General features: G+C 63.2%; 28 protein-coding genes. 8 read left to right on the plus strand and 20 right to left on the minus strand.

Features of this window, described 5'->3' with window-relative positions; translation table 11 throughout:
- Positions 1-61: 61 nt before the first annotated feature.
- The 16 genes from tilS to NKI47_RS11360 form a co-directional block, all read right to left on the minus strand.
- On the minus strand, positions 62-1,570 hold the full coding sequence (tilS, locus tag NKI47_RS11285; protein ID WP_352589947.1) for a tRNA lysidine(34) synthetase TilS: 1,509 nt from the start codon (positions 1,568-1,570) through the stop codon (positions 62-64).
- A 54-nt stretch (positions 1,571-1,624) separates the two neighbouring features.
- Positions 1,625-2,734 (minus strand): tol-pal system protein YbgF, encoded by a 1,110-nt coding sequence (gene ybgF, locus NKI47_RS11290; protein WP_352589950.1) that lies wholly within the window; start codon positions 2,732-2,734, stop codon positions 1,625-1,627.
- 188 nt (positions 2,735-2,922) lie between these two features.
- Positions 2,923-3,429, minus strand: coding sequence for a peptidoglycan-associated lipoprotein Pal (pal, locus tag NKI47_RS11295; RefSeq protein WP_023677992.1), 507 nt, complete (start codon positions 3,427-3,429; stop codon positions 2,923-2,925).
- Positions 3,430-3,651: 222 nt separating this feature from the next.
- Entirely contained in the window at positions 3,652-4,029 is a 378-nt protein-coding gene (locus tag NKI47_RS11300; protein WP_023677993.1) for a four helix bundle protein, read from the minus strand.
- Positions 4,030-4,111: 82 nt separating this feature from the next.
- The gene (gene tolB / locus NKI47_RS11305; protein WP_352589953.1) at positions 4,112-5,422 is read right to left on the minus strand and encodes a Tol-Pal system beta propeller repeat protein TolB; all 1,311 of its coding nucleotides are present in this window, start codon (positions 5,420-5,422) and stop codon (positions 4,112-4,114) included.
- A gap of 28 nt (positions 5,423-5,450) precedes the next feature.
- Positions 5,451-6,617 (minus strand): cell envelope integrity protein TolA, encoded by a 1,167-nt coding sequence (tolA, locus tag NKI47_RS11310; protein WP_352589956.1) that lies wholly within the window; start codon positions 6,615-6,617, stop codon positions 5,451-5,453.
- A 7-nt stretch (positions 6,618-6,624) separates the two neighbouring features.
- Positions 6,625-7,083, minus strand: a complete 459-nt coding sequence (gene tolR / locus NKI47_RS11315; RefSeq protein ID WP_352589959.1) for a protein TolR — start codon at positions 7,081-7,083, stop codon at positions 6,625-6,627.
- A 9-nt stretch (positions 7,084-7,092) separates the two neighbouring features.
- On the minus strand, positions 7,093-7,803 hold the full coding sequence (gene tolQ, locus NKI47_RS11320; protein ID WP_023677997.1) for a protein TolQ: 711 nt from the start codon (positions 7,801-7,803) through the stop codon (positions 7,093-7,095).
- A 296-nt stretch (positions 7,804-8,099) separates the two neighbouring features.
- Entirely contained in the window at positions 8,100-8,570 is a 471-nt protein-coding gene (ybgC, locus tag NKI47_RS11325) for a tol-pal system-associated acyl-CoA thioesterase (RefSeq protein ID WP_352589961.1), read from the minus strand.
- Positions 8,571-8,698: 128 nt separating this feature from the next.
- On the minus strand, positions 8,699-9,739 hold the full coding sequence (ruvB, locus tag NKI47_RS11330; RefSeq protein WP_352454896.1) for a Holliday junction branch migration DNA helicase RuvB: 1,041 nt from the start codon (positions 9,737-9,739) through the stop codon (positions 8,699-8,701).
- On the minus strand, positions 9,736-10,068 hold the full coding sequence (locus NKI47_RS11335; protein WP_352589964.1) for an AbrB/MazE/SpoVT family DNA-binding domain-containing protein: 333 nt from the start codon (positions 10,066-10,068) through the stop codon (positions 9,736-9,738). The genes ruvB and NKI47_RS11335 overlap by 4 nt, the downstream gene beginning before the upstream one ends.
- A gap of 40 nt (positions 10,069-10,108) precedes the next feature.
- Positions 10,109-10,729 (minus strand): Holliday junction branch migration protein RuvA, encoded by a 621-nt coding sequence (gene ruvA, locus NKI47_RS11340; protein WP_352589967.1) that lies wholly within the window; start codon positions 10,727-10,729, stop codon positions 10,109-10,111.
- A gap of 13 nt (positions 10,730-10,742) precedes the next feature.
- On the minus strand, positions 10,743-11,165 hold the full coding sequence (locus NKI47_RS11345; RefSeq protein WP_023678002.1) for a type II toxin-antitoxin system VapC family toxin: 423 nt from the start codon (positions 11,163-11,165) through the stop codon (positions 10,743-10,745).
- A complete protein-coding gene (locus NKI47_RS11350; protein WP_352589970.1) occupies positions 11,143-11,412 on the minus strand; it encodes an AbrB/MazE/SpoVT family DNA-binding domain-containing protein in 270 nt (89 codons plus the stop codon). Before NKI47_RS11350 ends, NKI47_RS11345 begins: the two co-directional genes overlap by 23 nt.
- Positions 11,413-11,468: 56 nt before the next feature.
- A complete protein-coding gene (ruvC, locus tag NKI47_RS11355) occupies positions 11,469-11,981 on the minus strand; it encodes a crossover junction endodeoxyribonuclease RuvC (RefSeq protein ID WP_023678004.1) in 513 nt (170 codons plus the stop codon).
- A gap of 252 nt (positions 11,982-12,233) precedes the next feature.
- Complete coding sequence (locus NKI47_RS11360; protein ID WP_023678005.1) at positions 12,234-13,088, minus strand: SDR family oxidoreductase; 855 nt, start codon at positions 13,086-13,088, stop codon at positions 12,234-12,236.
- A gap of 192 nt (positions 13,089-13,280) precedes the next feature.
- Between NKI47_RS11360 and NKI47_RS11365 the strand changes: the two genes are divergently transcribed.
- A complete protein-coding gene (locus NKI47_RS11365) occupies positions 13,281-13,598 on the plus strand; it encodes a winged helix-turn-helix transcriptional regulator (protein ID WP_245274745.1) in 318 nt (105 codons plus the stop codon).
- Positions 13,599-13,636: 38 nt separating this feature from the next.
- Here NKI47_RS11365 and rcdA read toward each other — a convergent pair whose 3' ends face one another.
- The gene (rcdA, locus tag NKI47_RS11370) at positions 13,637-14,164 is read right to left on the minus strand and encodes a protease adaptor protein RcdA (RefSeq protein WP_023678007.1); all 528 of its coding nucleotides are present in this window, start codon (positions 14,162-14,164) and stop codon (positions 13,637-13,639) included.
- 578 nt (positions 14,165-14,742) lie between these two features.
- Here rcdA and NKI47_RS11375 point away from each other — a divergent pair.
- Complete coding sequence (locus tag NKI47_RS11375) at positions 14,743-15,294, plus strand: DUF2269 family protein (protein WP_352589973.1); 552 nt, start codon at positions 14,743-14,745, stop codon at positions 15,292-15,294.
- Between the two features lie 40 nt (positions 15,295-15,334).
- On the opposite strand, the gene NKI47_RS11380 is transcribed toward NKI47_RS11375, so the two are convergent.
- Together NKI47_RS11380 and NKI47_RS11385 are read right to left on the minus strand one after the other, a co-directional pair.
- Positions 15,335-16,105 carry a sulfite exporter TauE/SafE family protein gene (locus NKI47_RS11380; RefSeq protein ID WP_352450835.1) on the minus strand — a complete coding sequence of 257 codons (771 nt, stop codon included), beginning with the start codon at positions 16,103-16,105 and terminating at the stop codon, positions 15,335-15,337.
- A 94-nt stretch (positions 16,106-16,199) separates the two neighbouring features.
- A complete protein-coding gene (locus NKI47_RS11385; RefSeq protein WP_352574709.1) occupies positions 16,200-16,649 on the minus strand; it encodes an Lrp/AsnC family transcriptional regulator in 450 nt (149 codons plus the stop codon).
- Positions 16,650-16,780: 131 nt separating this feature from the next.
- On the opposite strand from NKI47_RS11385, the gene NKI47_RS11390 reads away from it, so the two are divergent.
- The 3 genes from NKI47_RS11390 to NKI47_RS11400 all read left to right on the plus strand — a co-directional run bounded on the left by NKI47_RS11390 (position 16,781) and on the right by NKI47_RS11400 (position 19,522).
- On the plus strand, positions 16,781-17,665 hold the full coding sequence (locus NKI47_RS11390) for a DMT family transporter (protein ID WP_352589977.1): 885 nt from the start codon (positions 16,781-16,783) through the stop codon (positions 17,663-17,665).
- Positions 17,666-17,841: 176 nt separating this feature from the next.
- Positions 17,842-18,489, plus strand: coding sequence for a thiamine phosphate synthase (locus NKI47_RS11395; protein ID WP_352589980.1), 648 nt, complete (start codon positions 17,842-17,844; stop codon positions 18,487-18,489).
- Position 18,490: 1 nt separating this feature from the next.
- Entirely contained in the window at positions 18,491-19,522 is a 1,032-nt protein-coding gene (locus tag NKI47_RS11400; protein ID WP_352589983.1) for a tetratricopeptide repeat protein, read from the plus strand.
- Between the two features lie 42 nt (positions 19,523-19,564).
- Here the strand turns inward: NKI47_RS11400 and NKI47_RS11405 are convergent, their stop codons facing one another.
- Complete coding sequence (locus NKI47_RS11405) at positions 19,565-20,581, minus strand: zinc-dependent alcohol dehydrogenase family protein (RefSeq protein ID WP_352589986.1); 1,017 nt, start codon at positions 20,579-20,581, stop codon at positions 19,565-19,567.
- A gap of 112 nt (positions 20,582-20,693) precedes the next feature.
- On the opposite strand from NKI47_RS11405, the gene NKI47_RS11410 reads away from it, so the two are divergent.
- The 3 genes from NKI47_RS11410 to NKI47_RS11420 all read left to right on the plus strand — a co-directional run bounded on the left by NKI47_RS11410 (position 20,694) and on the right by NKI47_RS11420 (position 23,138).
- The gene (locus NKI47_RS11410) at positions 20,694-21,551 is read left to right on the plus strand and encodes a LysR family transcriptional regulator (protein WP_352589989.1); all 858 of its coding nucleotides are present in this window, start codon (positions 20,694-20,696) and stop codon (positions 21,549-21,551) included.
- A gap of 138 nt (positions 21,552-21,689) precedes the next feature.
- Positions 21,690-22,256, plus strand: coding sequence for an elongation factor P (efp, locus tag NKI47_RS11415; RefSeq protein ID WP_023678016.1), 567 nt, complete (start codon positions 21,690-21,692; stop codon positions 22,254-22,256).
- Positions 22,257-22,337: 81 nt separating this feature from the next.
- Entirely contained in the window at positions 22,338-23,138 is an 801-nt protein-coding gene (locus NKI47_RS11420; protein ID WP_023678017.1) for an inositol monophosphatase family protein, read from the plus strand.
- Positions 23,139-23,211: the final 73 nt, after the last annotated feature.

A 23,211-nucleotide genomic window follows, 5' to 3' on the forward strand; every position in this document is an offset into this window, starting at 1 on the left:
GAAACTTGGCCCTAACATAGGGAGAGCGTCCCCCCTTGCCAAGCATAACAGCAGGTCTCGGTTAAGCATTCGCCCGTGGTAGGCCGGCACTGTGGCCACCGAATGGCGAGGCTGGAACCGGCGCCGCGCCAAGCAAGGCGGCGACGGCGTCGGCCGGCGCCAGATCGAAGGACGGCAGGAAACGGGCGAAGGGCGCGACTGCCGGATATGCGGCTACAGTCGCCGGCATCGGGCCTTCCCCGGGCAAACCCGGGCCTTCCCCGAGCAAACCAAGGCATTCGCCATCCTGCCATAGCGCCGGCTCGGCCGCCAAGGCGGCACGTACAAGGCTTGCCGGCGTGCCATGCCCTTCAATTGCCCGCTTTGCGGCAAGAGCCGCCCCGAGCGGTGCTACCAACAGCGGCGCGATCAACAATGCACCTGAACTGTCGCCCAATGTGATCCGTCTGCGGCCGTCCCAAAGCGCATTGTCGGAAACCTCGACAGCGGGCGGCAGATCGCGCAATTCGCGATGCAGAAAGATACCGGTACGCCGGGCATCGATCACGGTCCGCGACAATGTGGCACAAAGCGGCCCGGTGCGGAACCGGCCGAAAAGGGCTTTGCTGCGGGCCTGGTCGGGAAGGAAGGCGGTGCCGCCGGTCGCCGCCAGCAGGATGCGCAGCGCATAAATGGCCGCCCGGCTGTCGGCGGCCGTCGCAAAATCCCGATCGAGGCGGACGAGGCCGGCGGCCGGCCTGGAGGCCAAGCTGCGGATCAGCATGGCCGCGCGATGTCCTAACTGCTCACGCTCGGCCGCCGCCTTTCTGGCCAGCGCTATCGCTTCAGCCACGCGAGGCGCACCATCGCCTTCGGCAAGTGCTGCGCGGACGCGCGGCCGCTCGAAAGCGGTGTCGGCATTGGTCGGATCTTCGATCCAGGCAACCTGTTCACGCCGCAGGAATTCGCGCAGCTCAGCATGCCTTATGCCGAGCAGCGGCCGCACGATCCAGTGCCGCCACTCGTAGAGGGTTGCCGGCGCCATGCCGGCAAGGCCCCGCCCTTCGTCGCGCGGTCCATCGTCGCTTTGCCCTTCATCACTTGGCCCTCCATCACTTGGCCCTCCATCACTTGGCCGCTCGTCATGCGCCCACTCGTCACGCGCCCACTTGTCGCGCGCTTGCCGCATCAGCACTGTCTCGGCCTGGTCGTCGGCGGTGTGGCCGGTCAGGATCAGGCCGATGCCTGCCGCTTCGGCAGCTTCGGCGAGCAGCCGGTGGCGCGCCTCGCGCGCGGCGGCGGGCAGGCCGGTCGATGGTTTGTGCCCCGACCAGGCGAGGATGCGATGGGCAATGCCGCGCGCCGCACACAGCCTGGCCACGGCTTGCGCTTCCGCTGCCGCTTGCGGCCGCAATTGGTGATCGATCGTCACCGCCAGCAATTTCGTTGCCGGGGCGGTACGGTCGAGATGGGCTTTGAGGAGGAGGAGAAGGGCGGTCGAGTCGCTGCCGCCGGACACGGCCGCAACAGCGCCGTTGGAAAAGTCGATCTGCGAAAAATCCGAAAGGTCAGGCTCGGTGTCGAGCGTCATGCATGTCGTCCAAAAGTGGGCCCGGTTTTGCGGCAACGACATGCAACGGAAAAACTAGCACGCCGCGAGCGCCCTTTCCTGCTTGACCCGCTCCTTGAGCGCGCCGGAAATATCGGGGTAGCGCTTGCCGATCTCGCTGAAGGTGGCACAGGCCACGTCGCGCTGCTTCAGCCCGACCAGTGAAACGCCGAGCTTCAGCAGCATGTCCGGCGCTTTCTTGGCCTTGGGATAGTCCTTGCTGGCAGCGAGGAAAGTCTCGGCCGCATCGCGGTATTTCTGCTGGCCGAGCAGCGATTCACCAAGCCAGTAATGCGCGTCCGCCGCTTTGGCGTCCTTGGGAAAACGGGCGATATGGTCGCGGAAGCCCTGTTCGGCGGTGCTGTAGTCGCCCGACAGGATGAACTGGTAAGAGTTGCGGTAAAGCTCCTCCGGATCGTTGGTCGACGGGAGTGCCGCGACCACCGTATCATCGGATTTACCGGCCTTGTTGCCGGCTGCGCTGGCGCCGTTGGCTGGGGCCGTATTCTGCTGCGGCGCATTCGCTTGCGCATTGCCGTCGGCTTCGACGACATTGCCGTTTTTGTCGACGGTGATGGTGCCGAACGTCTTGGGCGGCGCGCCGGGGATCAGCTTGCCGGGATCGCCGTTGGGCGATTCGACGATGACGTCCTCGACGCTCTTGTCGCCGTCTGCCGCCTTGCCCGCATCGGCCGGAGCCGGCGTCCCCGGCGCCTCCGCCACGTTACTGTCGCCGTTGGGGCTGTCGCTGCTAGGCGCCGCCTCGGACTTCTTCTGCTCGGCCGGCTGCTGCGCGCCTTGCGGACCGCCTTCCAACTGCTGGAAGCGGAATTCGTTGTCTTCCTGCTGCTTGCGGATCTGCTCCTGCATCTGCAGGACCTGGAAATTGAGTTCCTCGATCTTGCCATTCATCTGCCGGAGCTGTTCCTCCAGCGCCGGAGTGCCGGTGCCATCCTGTTGCGCGAATTGAACCTGATCCGGCTTTTTCTTTTCGCCGAAAATGCCGGGCAGTTTGATCGTCGGCAGGTGGAAGGAAAAACCGCTTTCCGATGACTGCCCGGTGCCGTTTGCCCCGTCAGCAAGTGCCGCGATACTTGATACGAGCAGCAGCGCAAGCGTGCCGCTCAAGACCGATCTGAAATGCATGTGCCTCTCGCCGTGAAACCATTGTTGCGCGCCTCTCATTCGAAGTAGACCAGTCAACTGGGGACTAGCCAGACGCTCTCGGCTCTTAACAGGACGTGAGACTTCGGCCAAATTTTGTTTGGAGCGAGCAGATATGAAAAAGGCGGCCTTTTGGCCGCCTTTCGCACCAAGTGTTGCATTTATGCCGATCAAGAACCGGCGCCGCCCAGCGTGGTTACGGCGCGGCGGTTCTGCGACCAGCAGGAGATGTCGTCGCAAACCGCGACCGGACGCTCCTTGCCGTAGGAAATGGTCTTCAGGCGCTGCGCCGAAACACCCTTGGCGACCAGGAAGTCGCGTGTGGCGGCAGCACGGCGGGCGCCGAGCGCCAGATTGTATTCGCGCGTGCCGCGCTCGTCGGCATGGCCTTCGATGACGATGGCATACTGCTTGTACTGGTTCAGCCACTGCGCCTGGCGCGACAGCGTCGTCTGCGCATCGGCGCGGATCGAGGACGAATCGGTATCGAAGAAGATCCGGTCGCCGATGTTGACGGTAAAGTCCTGGGCCGACCCGGGCGTTGCCGCGCCGGCGCCATTGAGGCCGAGATCGGCGGCGCTGTTCGGCGTCTTCTTCGAGGCGCAACCGGTGATCGCGAGCATAGCGACCAGCGCGATCATGACCGGGTTTGTGGTAAGTGCTGCGATACGGCCCATGCCGCCTCTCCTTCGCAATTCGAGTGATTTCATTGATCCTCCAGTAACCACGTTTGGGTTAACCAGCGCTCAAGAAACACGGTTAAAATTTGGTTTTCGGCTGCCGTCCGCAACCGTTCTGCCGAGGGGCGACAATGAGCGCGGACCGTAGGCGGAAATGCGGCCAAAACATGAAAAAGAGGGAATTGAGGAACTGAAGAACTGAGGAATTGAGGAAAGAGATCACCTCAGCTTCTCTCTGAGATTGACCAGCATTCCGTAGATGCGGGCATAGGATTGCAACCAATCGTCGCGTTGCGCCTGTGTGATGTACTCGAGGTCGAACGCATACGAAATCCAGGTCTCCACCTCACTGCATGATCCTATGGCCATCGAAATGAAGCGTGCGAATTCGGGCTTGGAGTGAGTCTGTTTGGCAAAGCCTTCGGCCAAATTGGCGCAGATCGCCTTGCTGGAACGACGTAGTTGATCGGCGAGCGCGTATTGCTCCATTTTCGGAAAAGCAAGCGTGGCTCTGTGTACCCCAAGGGAAACCGCATAGGCACGCTTATAGACTTCTAAATCCCTCGCGTGCTCGATGTAGACCCCTGCCTTCTCCATTCTTCAGTTCTTCAACTCTTCAGTTCTTCAACTCGTCAGTTCTTCAATTCCTCAGTTCTTCAATTCCTCAGTTCTTCTTCCATCACTCCAGCAGCGGCGACCAGGCCGGATCCGAGGCGAAGTTCGCCGTCGGGATCGACTGTTCGTTGCGGCCGGTGAGATCGACCGAAACAAGTTTTGGTCCGCCATTGGAATCGCGGAAGAACATCAGCACCCGGCCGTTGGGCGCCCAGGTCGGCCCTTCCTGCTGAAAGCCGGTGGACAGGATGCGCTCACCCGAACCGTCGGTGCGCATGACGCCGATCTGGAATTCGCCGCCGGTCTGCTTGGTGAAGGCGATGAGATCGCCGCGCGGCGACCACACCGGCGTCGAATAGACGCCGTCGCCGAACGAGATGCGGGTCTGGCCCGAGCCGTCGGCGCCCATCACGTAGATCTGCGCGCGGCCGCCGCGATCCGAGGTGAACACCACCTTGCTGCCGTCAGGCGAGTAGGACGGTGAGGTGTCGATGGCGGTCGAGTTGGTGAGCCTGGTCGTCGAGCGGCTTCTCAGATCCATGGCGAAGATGTTGGAATTGCCGTCATCGCGCAGCAGGCTCATGATCACCTTCTGGCCGTCCGGCGAAAAGCGCGGCGCAAACGTCATGCCGGGGAAATTGCCGACCAGCTCGCGCTGCCCCGTCTCGATCTGCAAAAGATACACCCGCGGTTGGCCGCTTTCATAGGACATGTAGGTGATTTCCTGCCGGTTCGGCGAGAAGCGCGGCGTCAGCACGATCGATTTGCCGTTCGACAGGTACCGGACGTTGGCGCCGTCCTGGTCCATGATGGCAAGCCGCTTCTTGCGCGCATTCTTGGCACCGGACTCGTCGATGAAGACGACGCGCGTGTCGAAATAGCCCTTCTCGCCGGTCAGCCGCTCGTAGATCGCATCGGCGATGATATGGCCGACGCGCCTGGTATTGGCGTCGTTGGCGAAGAACTGTTCGCCCGAGAGCTGCTGGCCGGCAAAGGCGTCCCACAGCCGGTACTGGGCGCGGACACGGCCGTCGGCTTCCTTGCCGACGCTGCCGGTGACCAAAGCCTGGGCGTTGATTACCTTCCAGTCCTCGAAGCGGGGCGTGGCATCCGGGTTGGAGATCTTTTCAATGAAGGCGCTCTTGTCGATCGGAGCAAACAGGCCCGAGCGCTTCAAATCGTCGATGACGATCCCCGATATCTCCGCGCCCAATGCGTCGCCCGATTGAAAGTCGGTGATAGCAATCGGCAGAGGCTCGATATTGGGTTGGGTCAAGTCGAGTTGGACCAACGCCATTGCCGGCAGCGTGGCGAGCCCGCTCATGGCGGTCGCAATCGTGCCGATCAGCATCAGCGTCGTAAGCAACTTCTTCATTCGTTCAGCCTCGTTGTTCTCTCGGCAATCAATACATGTCGCTGGGGATGAAATTGACCTCGACCTCGTTCCATCCCAGCTCGCCGTCATATTTTGCGACGGGCAGATTGTAGGGCGCACATCGCAGCACTGCGCGCCGCGCTGCTTCCGAGGCGACTCGGGAGCCCATTGAGCCATCGCCCGCGGATCCGACTTCCGGAGCGCCGTCGATCTCGCCATTTTGCGTGAGCTTCATCCTGATGGTGACTTTTTGGCTGTCGCCATCGAATGTGCCGGGTGTCACACTCCAGCAGCGTTTGATCTGGGCCTTCAGGCCATCAAGCTCGCTCTGCGAGAGCTTGGTGCCTTGGTTCTTCTCGCCGCCGAGCGAAGCCTGCTGGGTCGAGCGCTTGGCGCCGCCGCCGGACGGTTTCTGCTTGTCGAGCAGCGCCGAAATCTCATCTGCATTGAATTGCTTGTCGTCTGATTTCGGCCTGGACGAGGCTTCCTTGACCGGCTTGTCGGTGTCCTTGCGCTCCGGCGCCTTCGCGCTTTCAGCCTGGGCCGGCTGCGGCTTCGGCCGAGCCTCGGGCGCCGGCGCCGAGTCCGGAAGCTGCGCCTCCTCGGTCGGCGGTTGCTTGGCAATCGCCTCGGCGACGGCATCCGGCTTGACCTCGGGCTGCGGATCGATCGCGGCGGTCTTGTCCTGCGGCGGCGTGGGCGTCGGCTCCTTGGCCGGCGTCGGCTTGGGATCGGTCTGCTTGACCGGTTCGAGCTTGACCTCTTCCTTCGGCTGCGGCACCGGCGCCACCTCCGTTGCGGGAATAGGCTTCGGCTTTTCCGGCGGCTTCGGCACGTCCTCGGGCTTGGGCTTTTCGACCGGCGTCGGCGCAGGTGGCGGAGCCGCCGTCATATCGACCGGCTTGGGCTTGGCCTCAGGCGTCGGCGGCTTGTCGGTATCGATGCTGTTCTCGCCGACTTTCTGGGCATCGGGCACGATGTCGGGACGCTGTGTCGGCAGCGGCGCCGGCTTTTCGTGCATCACGGCTTTCTTGTCGCCCTGCAAAACCTGCGAGACGGCCTCCATCGGCACAATGTCCACTGCGACCGACTCGACATCGGACGACGGAAGCGCAGCCGGCGCCGACAGCGTGAACAGCCCGAAGGCGATCGCCACCGTATGCAAGATCACCGATGTGGTGAGGCCGGTCCTCATTTCGCGTCTATTGGTCCTGTTTCGGCAGTGTAAGCAGGCCGATGTTCTTGTAACCGGCGTCCTGGATGAGACCCATCACCTCCATCGCGGCGCCATAGTTGGTAGTCTTGGCACCGCGGATGAAGATGCGCTCTTCGTAGCCGGTCTTGGAAATCGCCTGCAGCTTGGCGACCAGTTCTTCCTGCGGGATTTCGGTCTCCTGCAGGAAAAGCTTTCCCGTGCCGTCGATGGTAATCGTGATCGGCTGGGTATCGGCGTTCATCGCCTTGGCCTTCGTCTCCGGCAGGTCGACCGGCACACCGACCGTCAGCAGCGGCGCCGCGACCATGAAGATGATCAGCAGCACCAGCATCACGTCGACCATCGGCGTGACGTTGATCTCCGAGATCAACGCGTGGTGGCGGCCGCGCCGCCTGTGGCCGCGCCCGCCGCGTCCTCCGCCACCTGCGCTTACGGACATTCCCATGATCGTTCCTCAGGCCTTCTGCGCGACTTTTTCATCGATTTGGCGCGAGAGTATGGCGGAGAACTCGTCCGCGAACCCTTCCATGCGCACCGCGATCTTGCTCGCGTCCGACGACAGCTTGTTATAGGCGATGACGGCGGGTATGGCGGCCAGCAGGCCGATCGCGGTCGCCAGCAGCGCTTCGGCGATGCCGGGCGCGACCACCGACAGGCTGGTGTTCTTCGAGGCGGCGATCGCCTGGAACGAGGTCATGATGCCGATCACGGTGCCGAACAGGCCGATGAACGGCGCCGCCGAGCCGGTGGTGGCGAGGAAGCCGAGCCGCCCTTCAAGTTTTTCCATCTCGCGGGTCAGCGCCAGATCCATAGCCTTGTCGATGCGGGTCTGCAGGCCGAGCGGCGATTTCGCGCCCTTCTCGAAGCTTTTCTTCCATTCGCGCATGGCGGCGACGAAGATCGCGCTCATGCCGGTCGTCTTGCGGTCGGCGAGCGTGCGGTAAAGTTCTTCCAGCGACTGTCCCGACCAGAACACCTGTTCGAAGCGATTGAGCGCCAGCCGCATGCGGGCATAGGCGACGAGCTTGTCGACGATGATCGCCCAGGTCCAGATCGAGGCACCAAGCAGCCCGATCATGACCAGCTTGACCACCCAACCGGCCTGCATGAACAAGGCCCAAATCGATAAATGCGCGCCCGGTTCGGCGAGAGCGATGTTTTCCATGTTACGTCCTTAAAGATTTTCCGGGCGTGGCTGGCGGCTGGCCCATGGGCATCCCTTGTGATCCGTTCGCGTTAGGCTTGCGGAATAACCCCAAATGCACCGTTGGCGGCCTTTTCGGGGCAAATATTGGTGAAAGGAAGGCGCTTGGATTCTCCCAATCTTAACCAATCCCTTCATGGACCGTTATGGTTAAGGATGGGTTAGGACGTACAGCGCGGCGCATTGCCGCGCCCTGATAGGCCGCCTGGCGATTCTGGCCTGGACCGGGAGCTCCGGGATCGTCCGCCTCTGAACCTTTATTTGCGCGTTCTGGGCATGAAGGCTGCGATCCAGTCCTTGGGAAAGCGCCGCGGCCGCCCGTTCTCGCCGACGATCGCCGCTTCGACACGCGCCTCGACCAGCACTTCGCTGCCGCGCTTCAATTGCTGCGCCATGACGATGCGGGCGCCGGAAATCTCGTCGGTGCGCGTGTCGATGGTCAGGATGTCGTCCATGCGGGCCGAACCGCGGAAATCGATCTCCATGCGCCGCACCACCCAGACTATTTTCTCGCCATGCTTGCCGTCGGCAAGCTCGCTGTGGTGGACGCCGGCCAGCCGCAGATAGTCGGAACGGCCGCGCTCGAAGAATTCGAGATAGCGCGCGTGGTAGACGACGCCGGAAAAATCGGTGTCTGCATAATAGACCCGCGCCATCAATCGATGGCCGAATTCCGTCAGCGCGCCGGAAAGTCCGGCGGACAATGCCGATTCACCGTGATCGTCCATTGCGCTGTCCTTTTGGCCCGACAGGCCCTGTTTCAAGCAACACCTGTTTTGCGCATAGACCGGCGATGATCAAGACCTAGAGGGCTGGGCCGGGGAACTGCCAGCACCGAAGCCATAAGCAGCGGAACTTAGGGTTCTTCCTGGAACAGGCTGATCTGCTGCTGCGCCAGGTCCTTCGGCGCGTCGAGGCCGAGATGCCGCCAGGCATTGGCCGCCAGCACGCGGCCGCGCGGGGTGCGCATGATGAAGCCTTGCTGGATCAGAAAGGGCTCGATGATGTCCTCGATGGCATCGCGTGGCTCGGAAAGCCCGGCCGCGATGGTCTCGATGCCGACCGGCCCGCCGCCGAAATTCCGGGCGATCATCGACAGATAACGGCGGTCGAGCGCGTCGAGGCCGAGCCCGTCGACCTCCAGCCGCGTCAGCGCCTCGTCGGCGATCTTGCGGTCGACATGGCCGTCGCCGGCAACGCTGGCGAAGTCGCGCACCCGGCGCAACAGCCGGCCGGCGATGCGCGGCGTGCCGCGCGCCCGCCGGGCGATCTCCAAAGCACCGTCGTCGCCGAGCGGCATGGCAAGGATGCGGGCGCCGCGCCGCACGATCTGCTCGAGTTCCTCGACCGAGTAGAAATTGAGCCGCACCGGAATGCCGAACCGGTCGCGCAGCGGGTTGGTCAACAGGCCGAGCCGGGTGGTGGCGGCGACAAGCGTGAAGCGGGCAAGGTCGATCTTGACCGAGCGCGCCGCCGGCCCCTCGCCGATGATCAGGTCGAGCTGGAAATCCTCCATCGCCGGATAGAGGATTTCCTCGACCGCCGGGTTGAGCCGGTGGATCTCGTCGATGAACAGCACGTCGCGGTCTTCGAGGTTGGTGAGCAACGCCGCCAGATCGCCGGCCTTGGCGATGACCGGACCCGAGGTCGAGCGGAAATTGACGCCAAGCTCGCGCGCCATGATCTGCGCCAGCGTCGTCTTGCCGAGGCCGGGCGGGCCGACGAACAGCACATGGTCGAGCGCTTCGCTGCGGCCCTTGGCGGCCTCGATGAAGACTTTGAGATTGGCCCGCACCGCCGCCTGGCCGACGAAGTCGCCGAGCGTCTGCGGCCGCAAGGTCTGCTCGGCGTCCTCGCCGCGTCTGTCGGGAGCAATGAGGCGTGGCGAAAGGCTCATGCGCATACCGCCCGAAAGAAAAAGTTTGTATCGATACCGATCAACGTCACCCGGCACCCTCTCGTTCGTCGCCGTGCTCCTCGCCAACAACGGCGGCCCACTGCATCTCTTACCACCGCGTCGATCTGTTCCAGCGCAGCAGGCCCGTCAGGTGGATCGCCTAGAAATCCAGCGAGGTCGGCAAATTCGAGATTGCGCGGCGTTCCTATCAGGAGACCATCCACGACCGTCCACGCAACAGTATCGCCTGACTTGAGCGACAACTCGTTCCGGACTTTCTTTGGAATCGTAAGCTGCCCCCTGGAGGTCAAGCTTGCATATCCGACCATGCTCTTGTTCCTAGTCGGAATTTATTTGTCGGGCAACGTCTCACCGTGCCAGCTCCTTCAGCCCGAAGCGGATCAGCTTCGACGCGTCCGCCTCCTCGCCTGCCGTCTTCAGCGCCGCCGCCACCGCATTGGCGGCGGTGTCGCGCGAATAGCCGAGATTGACCAGCGCCGAGACGGCGTCGGTGATCGGCGCCGAGGCGATGCCCTCGCCGAGCTCCTGCTTCAGGCCGATTGTGCCGGAGGCAGTGCCCGCATAGGCCGGCGCCTTGTTCTTCAATTCGGTGACGATGCGCTCGGCGACCTTCTTGCCGACGCCAGGCGCACGGCTGACCATGGCGATATCGCGCAGCGCAATCGCATTGGCGAGGTCGGCCGGTGCCAGCGTCGACAGGATGGCCAGCGCCACCTTGGCGCCGACGCCTTGCACATTGTTCATCAGCAGCCGGAACCATTCGCGCTCCAGCACCGACTGGAACCCATAGAGCCGCAGCATGTCCTCGCGCACATAGGTCTCGATGAACAGCACGACCGCCTCGCCCGGCCGCGGCAATGCCGCCAGCGTGCGCGCCGAGCAGTAGGCGACATAGCCGACGCCATGCACGTCGACGATGCAGAAATCCTCGTCGATCTCATCCAGCGTGCCTTTTAGCTTGCCGATCATTTGAGCGTGCCGATCATGCCGGGTGGGTTTCCGGAGAGATGATATCGAGGTCCGGGAAATAGCCGCGATAGCGCGCAGCATTGCGCGTCAGCAGGCGATGCCCAGCGACAACCGCATGGGCTCCAATAAAGAAATCCGGCAAGGTTCGTTCGCGAATGCCGCCGGCGCGGCGATAGCGCGAGTGCGTGACACCAGCGAGGAAGGCTGCTTCCCACGGCAGAAATTCGCGATCCATCTTGAGCATGTCGGCTGCTTGACGAAGAGCCTGTTCGGTCGCAATCAACGGCGCGAGCTCGGACCAGACGATTGCATTGATAACAAGTGCGCCGTCGCGCCGGCATGCGGTAATCGCGGATGCCGACCATTTCGTCTCCCGTCCGGCAGGACCCCAAACGTCGATCAAGACATTTGTGTCAATCAATGTCGAGATCTTCACGTGGGCCCCTCAGCCATTCCACATATTCATCCGCCGTCAAGCCTCCCAGATCCAGCGTACCGGCCATACGATCGAGCATCTGGCTGAATCTGCGCGAGGCTTCCTCCTCCGACATGTTTTCGTCGACGGCTATGACACGAGCGCCGTCCTCGGTGGGGACGAACTCCACCTCCGAGCCCGGGCCGATACCGAGATGATCCCGTATTTCCTTCGGGATGGTCACTTGGCCCTTGGTGGTAACGCGCATGGTAATACCTCGTTGGTATTACCTATTGCCCACTGGAGAACAAGTCAAGAACATACTTATCCGGCCAGCGCCGCCATCCTGTAGGCGATGCTCTGCCGGTGATGCGCGTGACAGATGGCGATAGCCAGCGCGTCGGCGGCGTCATCGCTGTCGAAAGTCGCCTTCGGCATCAGCACCTTGACCATCATGTGGATCTGCTTCTTGTCGCCATGGCCGACGCCGATCACCGCCTTTTTGACGGCGTTTGGCGCATATTCGGCAACGACAAGGCCGGCACGCGCCGGCACCAGCATGGCGATGCCGCGTGCCTGGCCGAGTTTCAGCGTCGCCGCCGCGTCCTTGTTGACGAAAGTTTGCTCGACCGCCGCCTCGTGCGGCATCGCGGCATGCAGGATCTCGGCGAGCCCGTCATGCAACTGGCAAAGACGCACCGCCAGCGCGGCCTTGTCGTCGGACCGCACCGTGCCGGAAGCGACGAAGCGCAGCGAATTGCCGAGGCTTTCGACTATGCCCCAGCCGGTGCGCCTCAGCCCTGGATCGATGCCGATGATGCGAATCGCTTCCCCCATCCGTCAACTTTAACCCCGGCGAGCAGCGATGCCAGCGAAATGTGAACAAACCAGAAACAGCAACCGAGTCTGGTTTAGAGAATGTTTGAGAATTCGCTCTGGCGAGACAGATAGCGTGGTTTTCGAGAACCGGAGCGGAGCGTACATAAGTACGCGAGCACCGGAAGCGCAGAAGGCTGCGCTAGTCTAGTCGTTTGAATAACTGTTGGCGCGAGCGACAGACGGTCCTCTGATGTGACAGCCATCTCGGTTTCAACCGCGCAATGCTGCCGCAACGACGCTCTCCAGTGGCGTTGTCGGTCGACCGATCAGCCGGCTCATGGCGCCGCCGTCATCGAACAACGCTCCGCGTGAGGCTGCAATGTCGGCATCGGCCAGGATAGCGGCGAGATCGGCGGGCAGCCCGGCGCCTGTCAACACACCCTCATAGGCCGCCCCGGCAAGATCGTTGTAGGCGATCGCCTTGCCCGATTGCCGCGAGACCTTCGCCGCAAGCTCGGCGAGCGTGAAGGCTTGGTCCGCGGCGAGCTCGTAAGTCCTCCCTGCTTGATCCTCGCTCGTCAGCACCACGGCCGCGGCCTCGGCATAATCCTGCCGCGCCGCGGACGAGAAGCGCCCCTCATTTGCGGCGCCGATGAAGGCGCCGTGCTCCAGAGCCGCCGGGAGTGCCATCAGATGGTTCTCGGTGTACCAGCCGTTGCGCAGGATGACGGCGGGTAGGCCGGAGGCCGCGATGACCTCCTCCGTCTGCCGATGTTCCACCGCGAGCCTCGCGGGAGACGTGTCCGCATGCAGCATGCTTGTGTAAGCGATCAGCGAAACCCCCACCCGTTGGGCGGCCTTGATCACTGACCGATGCTGCGGCAAGCGGCCGCTGACTTCGGTCGAGGAAATCAGCAGCAGTCTATCGACGCCGGCCAGCGCCATCGGGAGCGTGTCGGGACGATTATAGTCCGCCTCCCGCACGACTACGCCGCGTTGGACAAGATCGCTGGCCTTTGCCGGATCACGAACCGCCGCAACGATCCGGCTGGCCGGAACTGTCTTCAGCAGTGCGTCGATCACGAGACGGCCAAGCTGTCCTGTTGCTCCAGTTATTGCGTACATCGTTCTGTCCATTTCGTGGTTGGATGGATTGAGAGCCTCAGATAGCGGCTCTCGTTACCGTCGGAAACCACGTATCTTGTAGTTACCATCATTTTCCGGTATCCAACTGGAAACTCTCATGGAAGATGCGCGATGGTCCTCAGGATGCGAACGAAGGTGAAGGCGCTTCCCGGCTGCCCCATGTCGAGGTGCATGGCGCTGCTTGGCGGGTGCTGGACACCCGAGGTGCTCTGGTCCTTGAGCGACGGCCCGCGCCGGTTCTCCGAATTGCGCCGCGATATCCCAGCCATTTCGGCGAAGGTGCTGACCGGCAGGTTGCGCGATCTCGAGGAGCGTGGCGTCCTCGCACGCCACGTGATGCCGACATCGCCGCCGACCGTGGAGTATGAGCTGACGTCATTGGGGCAGGAGCTGCTCCCAGCGATCAGGTCTATCGTGGAGGTCGGATCGCGCCTGCTGCTGCGTGATTCTCCCCGCCTGATGATCGCGAGCCCATCCCTTCGCGGTTAGTCTAGATGGCCGCCGGAGTAGAATTATGAAACGTTCTCTCAGCCGCGGGCGAAAGCCGTGTTGAGCAGCGTGATCTGGTCGGACACCGGATTGAGGCGACGGCTCGACGGCGGCACCTCGGCGAGGCCGCCATAGATCTCCTCGTCCATGCGGCGCACCAGCGCCTGCAGGCGCAGCGAGCGGTTGACGAGATCGATGAAATCCGTCGGCAGCTCGGCCCAGCCGGGCGCCTCCTCATGCGCGGAGGCGGTATCGAGACGCACCTTGGATTTTTCTGAGGCCACCTGATCGCGGGTCATCTCGCCGGAATTCGCCGCCCGCTGCAAAAGCAGCCACGAGGCGACCTGCATCAGCCTGGTGGTCAGCCGCATCGATTCGGCCGCATAAAGCGTCGCCGCCAGCCTCGACAGCTTCTTGGCCTCGGCGCGGCCCTTGCCGTCGAGATATTCGGCGGCCTGCTCGACCAGGCCCATGCCTTCCTGATAGAGCGGCTTGAAGGATTGGGAGAAAACCCGGCGCTCCGCCAGCTTGATGGTTTTCGCGCTCGCCTTCGAAGGCTCGTTCATCGCTACGCCCCTGCACTTGCCTGACAGCCGGCCGATTCGGCTCTTGGCCGCCATATCCGGCAGCCTAAACGACTGAAGCTTGAAAATGCGCTTCGCTGCCAGCGAAGGCAAGCACATGTTTAACAAACGGTTAACGGCCGCATTTAGCCGGAAGAACGCCCATGCCACGGACAAAAAAAGAGCCGCGGATAAGGCGGCTCTCAGGAGTTTAACAGGGAGGCGTCAAACAAAGTGGCTCCAACCACTCGGTAAGAATCCAGATCACTGGATGGACATAGTAAACGCCTGTAAAGCTTAACGAAGCTTTAACGCGGGGCATATTTTTCGATCAAGCGCCCAGCATCTGTGCCGTAACAGCACAGCTGACTGGCCACGGCGCCGTTCACACCACCGGCTGGAAAGTCGGGGCGACGCTTGCGCCATGGTTTCCTCCAAATGGTGACCGGCTTACCGAAACAAAACGGCACTGCGCGCGACATCGTTCCGAAACAGGCGCCGCGCTAAACGCCCGTTCCTCGCAACGAGGCGGAGCAAACCTTGCGCTCCGGCAAATCATCAAATCTCTCAAGGAGCGAATAATGGACTGGTACTCGGCCGTTAAATTTCTGCATATCGTCTCGGCGATCCTCTGGGTCGGCGGCGGCTTCACGCTGATGCTGCTCGCGGTACGCGCCGACCGCGCTGGAAACGTCGAAGGCATGCTGCAGGCGATGCGCGCTACCGGCGAGCTCGGCAACCGGTTCTTCGCGCCGATGTCGATGCTGACATTGCTTTTCGGCCTCATCATGTGCGGCTTCTGGGTCGGCTTTTCCGATCTGTGGGTGCTGATCGGCCTTGCCGGTTATGCGACGACCTTCTGCATCGGCATGTTCATCTTCAAGCCGACTGCCGACCGCATGGCAGGCATGATCGCCAAGGAGGGCGTGACGCCGGCAGTGCTTGCCCAGGGCCAGCGCGTCCTCAGCGCCGCGCGCTTCGACTATTCGGTGATGCTGGTGATCATCGCGGACATGGTGCTGAAGCCGACGCTGCACGACATCACCATTCTGGGCTGCATGGCGTTCGTACTGGCAACCGGCATTGCCCTGGCGCTTGGCAGGACGCGGCAGCTGCTGCCGAGTGCCGCCTGAGGTGTAAGGAATCCGGCGGCGGCAGAATGGGGCCGCCGTCTTACAGGAGGCCGGCGATGCCGTCCCACAGAAGCTTGACCGCGACGACCGCCACGGTCGCATAGGTGAAGGGATAGAACAGCTCCGGCCGCATCCGCCGCACCAGCCAGGCGCCGGCGATTGTCGACAGCGGCGCCAGCGGCATCAGCACCGCCGACGCGGTCAAATTGGTGGTGTCGAACTGGCCGAGCGCGAAATAGGGGATGAGCTTCAGCGCATTGGTGACGGCGAAAAAGATCGCCGCGGTGCCCGACAGCACCTTCGGATCGAGCCTGATCGGCAGCGCATAGACCTGAAAAGGCGGGCCGCCGACATGGGCGACGAAGCTGGTGAACCCGGCAACAGTACCCCAGAAGCCGGCGGCGACGCGGTTGGGCTCCGCCGCGTGGCCGGCACCGTGGCGGAGTTGCAAATAGAGCCAGCGCAGCACGAAGATCAGGGCAACCGCGCCGACGATCAGCCGCACCATCTCTTCGGTTACAAGTGCCGCCGTCAGCCAGCCAAGGGCGATGCCGATCACGGCGCCCGGCATCATGTCGGCCAGCATCTTGCGGTCGAAGATGCCCCACCACGTCCACACCGAGACAATGTCCATCAGGCACAGAATTGGCAGAAGGATTGCGGCAGCCTGAACCGGCGGCATGGTCAGCGCCATCAACGGCACGCCGACAAAGCCGACGGCGCCGCCGAAGCCGCCTTTCGACAGGCCGACGAGGATGACGGCCGGAATGGCCGCGGCATAGAACCAGGGATCGACGAGCAGGCCTGACATGGGAAGGGACGCTGGAGGGAAAGTTGAACTCTGGAATAGACCAGAAATGGTCAGGCCGCGACCGCAAATATGTGGGCCACGCCACCGAAACCCGTCACATGTTTGGCATGTCGAGCGGCGGCGGGCGTCTCCGGATCGGCTGCGCCTTGATGATGGCGGTGCTGGTTTCGGCCTTGTCGGCGATGCGGTCGAGAATCCGGTCGAGCTCGCCGATCGAGCGGACGAACAGCCGGGCAACGAAGCAGTCATCGCCCGTCACCTTGTCGCATTCGCCGAATTCCGGGATTTCCTCGATCAGCTTCTGGACGATGTGCAGCTTGCCCGGCAATGGCCGGATGCGAACGATCGCCTGCAAGGCGTAGCCGAGCGCCTGCGGATCGATGTCGATGGTGAACGCGCGGATGACGCCGCGATCCTCAAGCCGCCGAAGCCTCTCCGAAACGCTTGGCGACGACAGCCCGACCTGCAGCGCCAGTTCCTTCAGCGAGGTCCGTGAATCCTTGACCAGGATATCGAGGAGCTTTCTGTCGAGTTCGTCCAGCATTTTACAATTCCAAGAAAAACCCGATGTTTACCTAATTAAATGAGGTCATTCTGCATATCACCGGCTGCAAGTCATGGAAATACCCGATCCGCCGTGGGATTATAAAATCTCAACGGGTTTCAGGAGCATCCATGGACAACACGGTACGCGGCACGATCGAAATGACGGCGGCGATGGCGATCCTCGGCACGATCGGCTGGTTCGTCGTCCTTTCCGGCCAGCCCATCATGGACGTGGTGTTCTGGCGCTGTGCTTTCGGTGCGGTAACGCTGCTGATCATCTGCGCGGCGCTTGGGCTGCTGCGCGGCAGGCTGTCGCTTCGCATCGTCACGATCGCGGCGCTCGGCGGTGCTGCCATCGTTATCAACTGGCTGTTGCTGTTCAGCGCGTTTTCTCGCGCGTCGATCTCGATCGCCACGGCTGTCTACAATACGCAGCCCTTCATGCTGGTGGGTTTTGGCGCGCTCTTCTTCTCCGAACGGCTGACGGTGACCAAGCTGACCTGGCTCGGCATCGCCTTCGCCGGCATGCTGCTGATCGTGCAGGCCGCGCCCGATGCAGGCGATCATGGTACGGATTACTTTACCGGCATTGCGATGGCGCTGGCCGCGGCTTTCTTCTGGGCCGTTGCGGCTATCGTCACCAAGAAGCTCAAAGGCACGCCGCCGCACCTGATCGCCCTGATCCAGGTCTGCGTCGGCGTTCTCATGCTGGCACCCTTCGCCAATCTCACCCACCTTCCCGTCGATGCGCGGAGCTGGGTCATGCTGGCGACACTCGGCATCGTCCATACCGGCCTGATGTACATCCTCATGTACGGTGCCATCCAGAAGCTGCCGACGCATCTGCAGGGATCGCTGTCCTTCATCTACCCAGTCGTCGCCATCCTCGTCGACGTCGTCGCCTTCGGCCACCGGCTGCATCCGGCGCAGATCGTCGGCGCCGCCGCCATCCTGGTCGCCGCCGCCGGCATGAATCTCGGCTGGTCGCTGTGGAAATCGAAGGTGCCTGCGTAGGGCCGCAAGCGACCAGGCGAAGAGAATTTCGGCCAACGGCAGCCATGCGCCGAGCCCTATGGAATCGTTGGCGGCAATCGTGATCCCCGTGCCGCCTGTTCAATCCCCGCACTTTGCTCTATGCCGCAATGCAACCATCTTCGCCCGGCATAGGCGATAACCGGGATCGAACACCAATGAATGACGCAACGCCGCCCAACCGCTGCCGTATCGTGCTGATCGCGCCGCCGAACGTGCCGGCCGCGCGCATCGCCGCGGCCTTCGACGGCGGTGACGTCGCCTCGCTCATTCTGCCGGAAAACGGTATGGACGAGGCCTCTTTCCAAGCCTTTGCCGAACAGATCGTGCCGGTGGCGCAAGCGGCCGGCATTGCCGTCATCATTGCCGGCGACACCCGCATCGCCGGCCGTGTCCAGGCCGACGGCATCCATGTCGAGGTCGGCAAGGACGAGCTCGCCGAAACGATCGAACACTTCCAGGCCAGGATGATGGTCGGCACCGGCGGCGCCAAGACCCGCGACGATGCGCTGGAACTCGGCGAGGTCAGGCCTGATTACATTTTCTTCGGCCGCTTCGGCTACGACAACAAGCCTGAGCCGCACCCGCGCAACCTGTCGCTCGGGCAATGGTGGGCGGACGTCATCCAGATCCCCTGCATCGTCATGGCCGGATCGGATCTTGCCTCGGTGGAAGCGGTCGCCGCCACCGGCGCTGAATTCGTGGCGCTGTCCAGCGCCGTTTTCGCCGACGGCGTCGATCCGAAGATGGCGGTCGCCGCCGCCAACGCGATGCTCGACGAAACCGCGCCGCGCTTCGAGGACTGACGTGCTCTCGCGGAAAATCCTTTTCAGCGCCTTTCTCGCAACGGCCGTGACGCAGGCGATAGCGGCGGAACCCGTTCCGCTGCCGCAGCCCAGGCCGGATTCCAGCGAACCTGCCGACAAGCCCATCGCCGCACAATTGCCGCAGCCCGCCACCACCACCCCGTTGCCGTCGGCCGACACCATCAACCCCGACCGCTTCGGCGCAAAGCCGTCCGACGCTGCCTACGGCGCCTTTCAACGCGGGCTCTACAAGACGGCCTACAACCTTGCGCTCTCCCGTGCTCAAAACGGCGATCCGGCGGCACAGACGCTGGTGGCCGAGATACTGTCGCGCGGCCTCGGCGTGCCGGTCGACGCGGCAGGGGCGGCGAAGTGGTATGCGCTTGCCGCCGAGCAGGGCGTGCCGGAATCGCAATTCCAGTATGCGCTGATGCTGCTCGACGGCCGCTACGTCAAAAAGGACGAGAAGGAAGCCTATGCGCTGATGCAGGCCGCAGCCGAGGCCGGCAACCGCCTGGCGCAGTTCAATTTTGCGCAGCTGATGGTCGAACAGGAGCCCGGCGATGCCGGTATTGCCAAAGCCGTGTCCTATTACGACCGCGCTGCCGCGACCGGGCTTGCCGACGCACAATATGCGATGGCACAGGTCTACGCCAATGGCGCCGGCGGCAAGCCGCGCGACGATGTCCGCGCCCGCGGCCTGCTGGCACAGGCCGCGCGGCAGAACTACGACACGGCACAGATCGATCTCGCCACCTGGATGATCGAGGGGCGCGGCGGCGCCCGCGACCTGAAATCCGGCTTCAACTGGATGAAGCAGGCCGCCGAGGGCGGCAATGTCGCCGCCCAGAACCGTCTCGCCAAGCTCTACATGAACGGCATAGGCACCGACCCGGATCTGATCCTCGCCGGCGCCTGGTATGTTGTCGCCCGCCGCGCCGGGCTGATCGACCAAGAGATGGACGATTTCCTGCAGGGCCTGACCGACGAGCAGACGCAGCAGGCGCTGCAACGGGCCAACCGCCTGCCCTGACCGCGATATCGCGATTCATTGCACCAGGCTCGTCAGGCGGGCTCATTGCGTATGATCGAGCACGACCTTGCCAAAGGGAGAGCCGTGTTCAAGGTACCGAAAGGCTTCGGCGGCCCGGCTCCATGGCACGACCCGATCGATCACCGGTCTCAACCGGTTCAGGACAATGGCGCGGTTCATCGCCTCGAAGGATTCGCGTGAGCCCACCGGTATGCCTCGCGCCCTGACCTGCCGGCGGAAGATGTCGAGCGGGTTGATGGCGCCGTCACTGCCGCCGAGATAGCCGATGACGTTGATCTGGGCGCCGCGCGCCGCTGCCCTCAGCGATTGTGCAAAACTCTGCGGTCCGCCAACCTCGATGATATGGTCGGCGCCGCGGCCATCCGTCAATCCCAGCACGGCCGATGCCCAATCGGGGACGCTGCGATAATTCACGCCATCCTGCGCGCCAAGTTGCCTTGCCCGCGCAAGCTTCTCGTCGCTGCTCGACGTCACGATGACGCGCGCCCCGGCAGCGGCGGCGAACTGCACCGCAAACAGCGAAACGCCGCCGGTGCCGAGGCAAAGCACGGTGTCGCCGGGTTTGACGCTGCCCTCCGTAAACAGCGCATGCCATGCCGTCACGCCGGCGCATGGCAGCGTCGCCGCCTCGAGGTCGCTCAGATTGGCCGGCGCCAGCACCGCCGCCTGTTCGTCGAGCCGGGCAAATTCGCTGAGCAGCCCGTCGATCGGGCCGCCACGTTGATAGGATGGCTCCGCCATGGCGAAACTGCCGCCGACCCAGCGCTGCCAGAACGTGCCGCAGACCCGATCGCCGATCTTGAACCGGCTGACCTCGGCGTCGATGGCAACGACTTCGCCGACGCCGTCCGACAGCGGCACCAGCGGCAATGCAAACTTCGTGTGATAGCTGCCGCGAACGATCTCGGCATCGCGGTAGTTCAGCGCCGTCGCCTTGACCTTCACAATCATCTCCTGGCGCCCTGGCTCAGGCATCGGCCGCTCGACCATTCTGAGGTTCTCGAGGCCGCCCGGGCTCTGCAATTCGATCGCCTTCATCCTCGTTCCTTTCCAACCGGGTCCTGCCGGAAGAAAATCGCTTGCCATCCATCGGATTTCAAATTCATAATGTTCAGGATAATTATGCTTCTCTGACATGTTTGGGTGTGTCGTGCTTGAAGAACTGAAAACACTGGCCCTCTTTGCCGAGGAGGGTTCGATTCAGAAGGTGGCGCAACGCCTGCCATTGACGCAGCCGGCCGTCACCCGCCAGATCCAGCGGCTGGAGGAGATGCTCGGCACGGAATTGCTCGACCGCCGGCTAAAGCCGTCGCGACTGACCCCGGCCGGCGTAGAGGTGCTGGCACGCGGCAAGGAAATTCTCGCCGCCGTCGCCGCGCTGAGATCATTCGCCAAGGGCGACGAGCCGGAGGGCCTGCTGCGGCTCGGCCTCGCGCATGGACTTTGCGACAAAGCCGTGGCCGCCGCCATTGGTGATGCCGTGGCGCGGTTTCCGAAGGTCTCGCTGCGTCTGAAGAGCGGCTGGAGTCTTGAGCTGGCCGACCAGCACAAGCGCGGACAGCTCGACCTCGCCTTCATACTGGACGGCAGCAATTCCAAAACCGTAGACGGCGTTGTCGGAACCGAGCCCCTCGGCATCATCGCTGCCGAAAGCACCGGCCGGCAAGCCGACGTCAAGACCATGCCCTGGGTCCTCAGCCCTGAACCCTGCGACGCGCGCCGGCGGCTGACGGCTGCCCTTGCTGAGGGCGGGAACAGATTGACTGTCGGCGCCGAGATTCAGGACGGCGCGCTGCAGATCGACTGGGTTCGTCGAGGCCAAGGCCTTGGTCTGCTGCCCACGCGGCTGCTGCGGGAAAAGCTGCCGGAGGGCATTGCCCTGGTCGACGCTCCCGGCCTCGAGCTGTCGCTGCGAATTGTCGTCCTGCGGTCGCCGCACCTGCATCTTTTGACAGAGGTCGCCGACGCAGTGACCGAGGCCGTCACCGCGACTGTCAGGGCGGACTGAGGCCGCCACGGCGCACTGCCGGGCCAGCTTCGTTCCCGCTTCATCGGAAGGCGCTCCTTGCCTCTGCTGGCGATTTGTGGTCTTGGAGGCGCCAAATTGCCCTTTGCGGCGATCATCTCATTTCCGGATCACCTCACCATGGCCAAGATCAATGGCAACGAAATCCGTCCCGGCAACGTCATCGAGCATGATGGCGGCCTTTGGGTGGCGGTCAGGACCAACACCGTCAAGCCCGGCAAGGGCGGCGCCTACAACCAGGTCGAACTCAAGAACCTGATCAACGGCACCAAGCTCAACGAGCGCTTCCGTTCGGCCGAGACGGTCGAGCAGATCCGGCTCGATCTGAAGGATTTTTCCTTCCTCTACGAGCAGGGCGACGCGCTGGTGTTCATGGACACCGAAAGCTACGAGCAGCTTGAATTGCAAAAGGAGTTCGTCGGCGATCGCGCCGCCTTCCTGCAGGACGGCATGATGGTGACGGTCCAGCTCTATGACGAAAGGCCGATCGGCATTTCGCTGCCCGACCAGGTGACGCTGACCATCACCGAGGCCGACCCGGTGGTGAGGGGCCAGACGGCAGCCTCGTCCTACAAGCCGGCGATACTCGAAAACGGCATCCGCGTGCTGGTGCCGCCGTTCATCGGCTCGGGCGAGCGCATCATCGTCGATACCAACGAAATCACTTACGTGCGCCGCGCCGACTAAGGCGCGATCCCAAAGAGTTGCAGACTTTTTGGATAAGATGATGCGTCAAGGCAAATAGGCGCAGCGACAGGAAGAACAGCAATGGCGCGTTCCGCGATCCTCAATGTCATGGTCCAGGCCGCAATGAAGGCCGGCCGCTCGCTGTCGCGTGACTTCGGCGAAGTGCAGAACCTGCAGGTCTCGATGAAGGGGCCGGGCGACTATGTCAGCCAGGCCGACCGCAAGGCCGAAGACATCGTCTTTGCCGAACTCTCCAAGGCGCGGCCCGGCTACGCCTTCCTGATGGAGGAACGCGGCGTGATCGAGGGCGACGACGGCCAGCACCGCTGGATCGTCGACCCGCTCGACGGCACCACCAATTTCCTGCACGGCATTCCGCTCTTTGCCGTTTCGATCGCGCTGGAGCGCCAGGGCCAGATCGTCGCCGGCGTCGTCTACAATCCGGCGATGGATGAGCTCTATACCGCCGAGCGCGGCGGCGGCGCTTTCATGAACGACCGCCGGCTGCGCGTCGCCGGCCGCACCAAGCTGGTCGATGCGGTGATCGGCTGCGGCATGCCGCATCTCGGGCGTGGCCAGCACGGCAATTTCCTCATCGAGTTGCGCAATGTCATGGCTGAGGTCTCTGGCGTCCGCCGTCTCGGCTCCGCCTCGCTCGATCTCGCCTACGTCGCCGCCGGCCGCATGGACGGGTTCTGGGAAACCGGCCTGTCGGCCTGGGATGTCGCCGCCGGCATTTTGCTGATCCGCGAGGCGGGCGGTTTCGTCTCCGATTTCGCCGGGGGACAGGATGTGCTGAACGCCGGTTCACTGGTCGCCGGCAACGAACTCATCCAGCGCGCGCTGTTGAAGACTATCAAAAGGCCACTCTCAGCCGGCTGATAGAGGCACGCCGCGCTGAACCGCCGCAGTCACAAAACCGCAACCAAAGCTTGAAATACTGTCCCGCGGCCGC

It is taken from the genome of Mesorhizobium sp. M0633, assembly GCF_040320645.1.
GTDB lineage: Bacteria > Pseudomonadota > Alphaproteobacteria > Rhizobiales > Rhizobiaceae > Mesorhizobium.

Coding starts and splice junctions, on each gene's coding strand:
- tilS (WP_352589947.1), bottom strand. CDS start 1,570: ATGACGCTCGACACCGAGCCTGACCTTTCGGATTTTTCGCAGATCGAC.
- ybgF (WP_352589950.1), bottom strand. CDS start 2,734: ATGCATTTCAGATCGGTCTTGAGCGGCACGCTTGCGCTGCTGCTCGTA.
- pal (WP_023677992.1), bottom strand. CDS start 3,429: ATGGGCCGTATCGCAGCACTTACCACAAACCCGGTCATGATCGCGCTG.
- NKI47_RS11300 (WP_023677993.1), bottom strand. CDS start 4,029: ATGGAGAAGGCAGGGGTCTACATCGAGCACGCGAGGGATTTAGAAGTC.
- tolB (WP_352589953.1), bottom strand. CDS start 5,422: ATGAAGAAGTTGCTTACGACGCTGATGCTGATCGGCACGATTGCGACC.
- tolA (WP_352589956.1), bottom strand. CDS start 6,617: ATGAGGACCGGCCTCACCACATCGGTGATCTTGCATACGGTGGCGATC.
- tolR (WP_352589959.1), bottom strand. CDS start 7,083: ATGGGAATGTCCGTAAGCGCAGGTGGCGGAGGACGCGGCGGGCGCGGC.
- tolQ (WP_023677997.1), bottom strand. CDS start 7,803: ATGGAAAACATCGCTCTCGCCGAACCGGGCGCGCATTTATCGATTTGG.
- ybgC (WP_352589961.1), bottom strand. CDS start 8,570: ATGGACGATCACGGTGAATCGGCATTGTCCGCCGGACTTTCCGGCGCG.
- ruvB (WP_352454896.1), bottom strand. CDS start 9,739: ATGAGCCTTTCGCCACGCCTCATTGCTCCCGACAGACGCGGCGAGGAC.
- NKI47_RS11335 (WP_352589964.1), bottom strand. CDS start 10,068: ATGGTCGGATATGCAAGCTTGACCTCCAGGGGGCAGCTTACGATTCCA.
- ruvA (WP_352589967.1), bottom strand. CDS start 10,729: ATGATCGGCAAGCTAAAAGGCACGCTGGATGAGATCGACGAGGATTTC.
- NKI47_RS11350 (WP_352589970.1), bottom strand. CDS start 11,412: ATGCGCGTTACCACCAAGGGCCAAGTGACCATCCCGAAGGAAATACGG.
- ruvC (WP_023678004.1), bottom strand. CDS start 11,981: ATGGGGGAAGCGATTCGCATCATCGGCATCGATCCAGGGCTGAGGCGC.
- NKI47_RS11360 (WP_023678005.1), bottom strand. CDS start 13,088: ATGTACGCAATAACTGGAGCAACAGGACAGCTTGGCCGTCTCGTGATC.
- NKI47_RS11365 (WP_245274745.1), top strand. CDS start 13,281: ATGGCGCTGCTTGGCGGGTGCTGGACACCCGAGGTGCTCTGGTCCTTG.
- rcdA (WP_023678007.1), bottom strand. CDS start 14,164: ATGAACGAGCCTTCGAAGGCGAGCGCGAAAACCATCAAGCTGGCGGAG.
- NKI47_RS11375 (WP_352589973.1), top strand. CDS start 14,743: ATGGACTGGTACTCGGCCGTTAAATTTCTGCATATCGTCTCGGCGATC.
- NKI47_RS11380 (WP_352450835.1), bottom strand. CDS start 16,105: ATGTCAGGCCTGCTCGTCGATCCCTGGTTCTATGCCGCGGCCATTCCG.
- NKI47_RS11385 (WP_352574709.1), bottom strand. CDS start 16,649: ATGCTGGACGAACTCGACAGAAAGCTCCTCGATATCCTGGTCAAGGAT.
- NKI47_RS11390 (WP_352589977.1), top strand. CDS start 16,781: ATGGACAACACGGTACGCGGCACGATCGAAATGACGGCGGCGATGGCG.
- NKI47_RS11395 (WP_352589980.1), top strand. CDS start 17,842: ATGAATGACGCAACGCCGCCCAACCGCTGCCGTATCGTGCTGATCGCG.
- NKI47_RS11405 (WP_352589986.1), bottom strand. CDS start 20,581: ATGAAGGCGATCGAATTGCAGAGCCCGGGCGGCCTCGAGAACCTCAGA.
- efp (WP_023678016.1), top strand. CDS start 21,690: ATGGCCAAGATCAATGGCAACGAAATCCGTCCCGGCAACGTCATCGAG.
- NKI47_RS11420 (WP_023678017.1), top strand. CDS start 22,338: ATGGCGCGTTCCGCGATCCTCAATGTCATGGTCCAGGCCGCAATGAAG.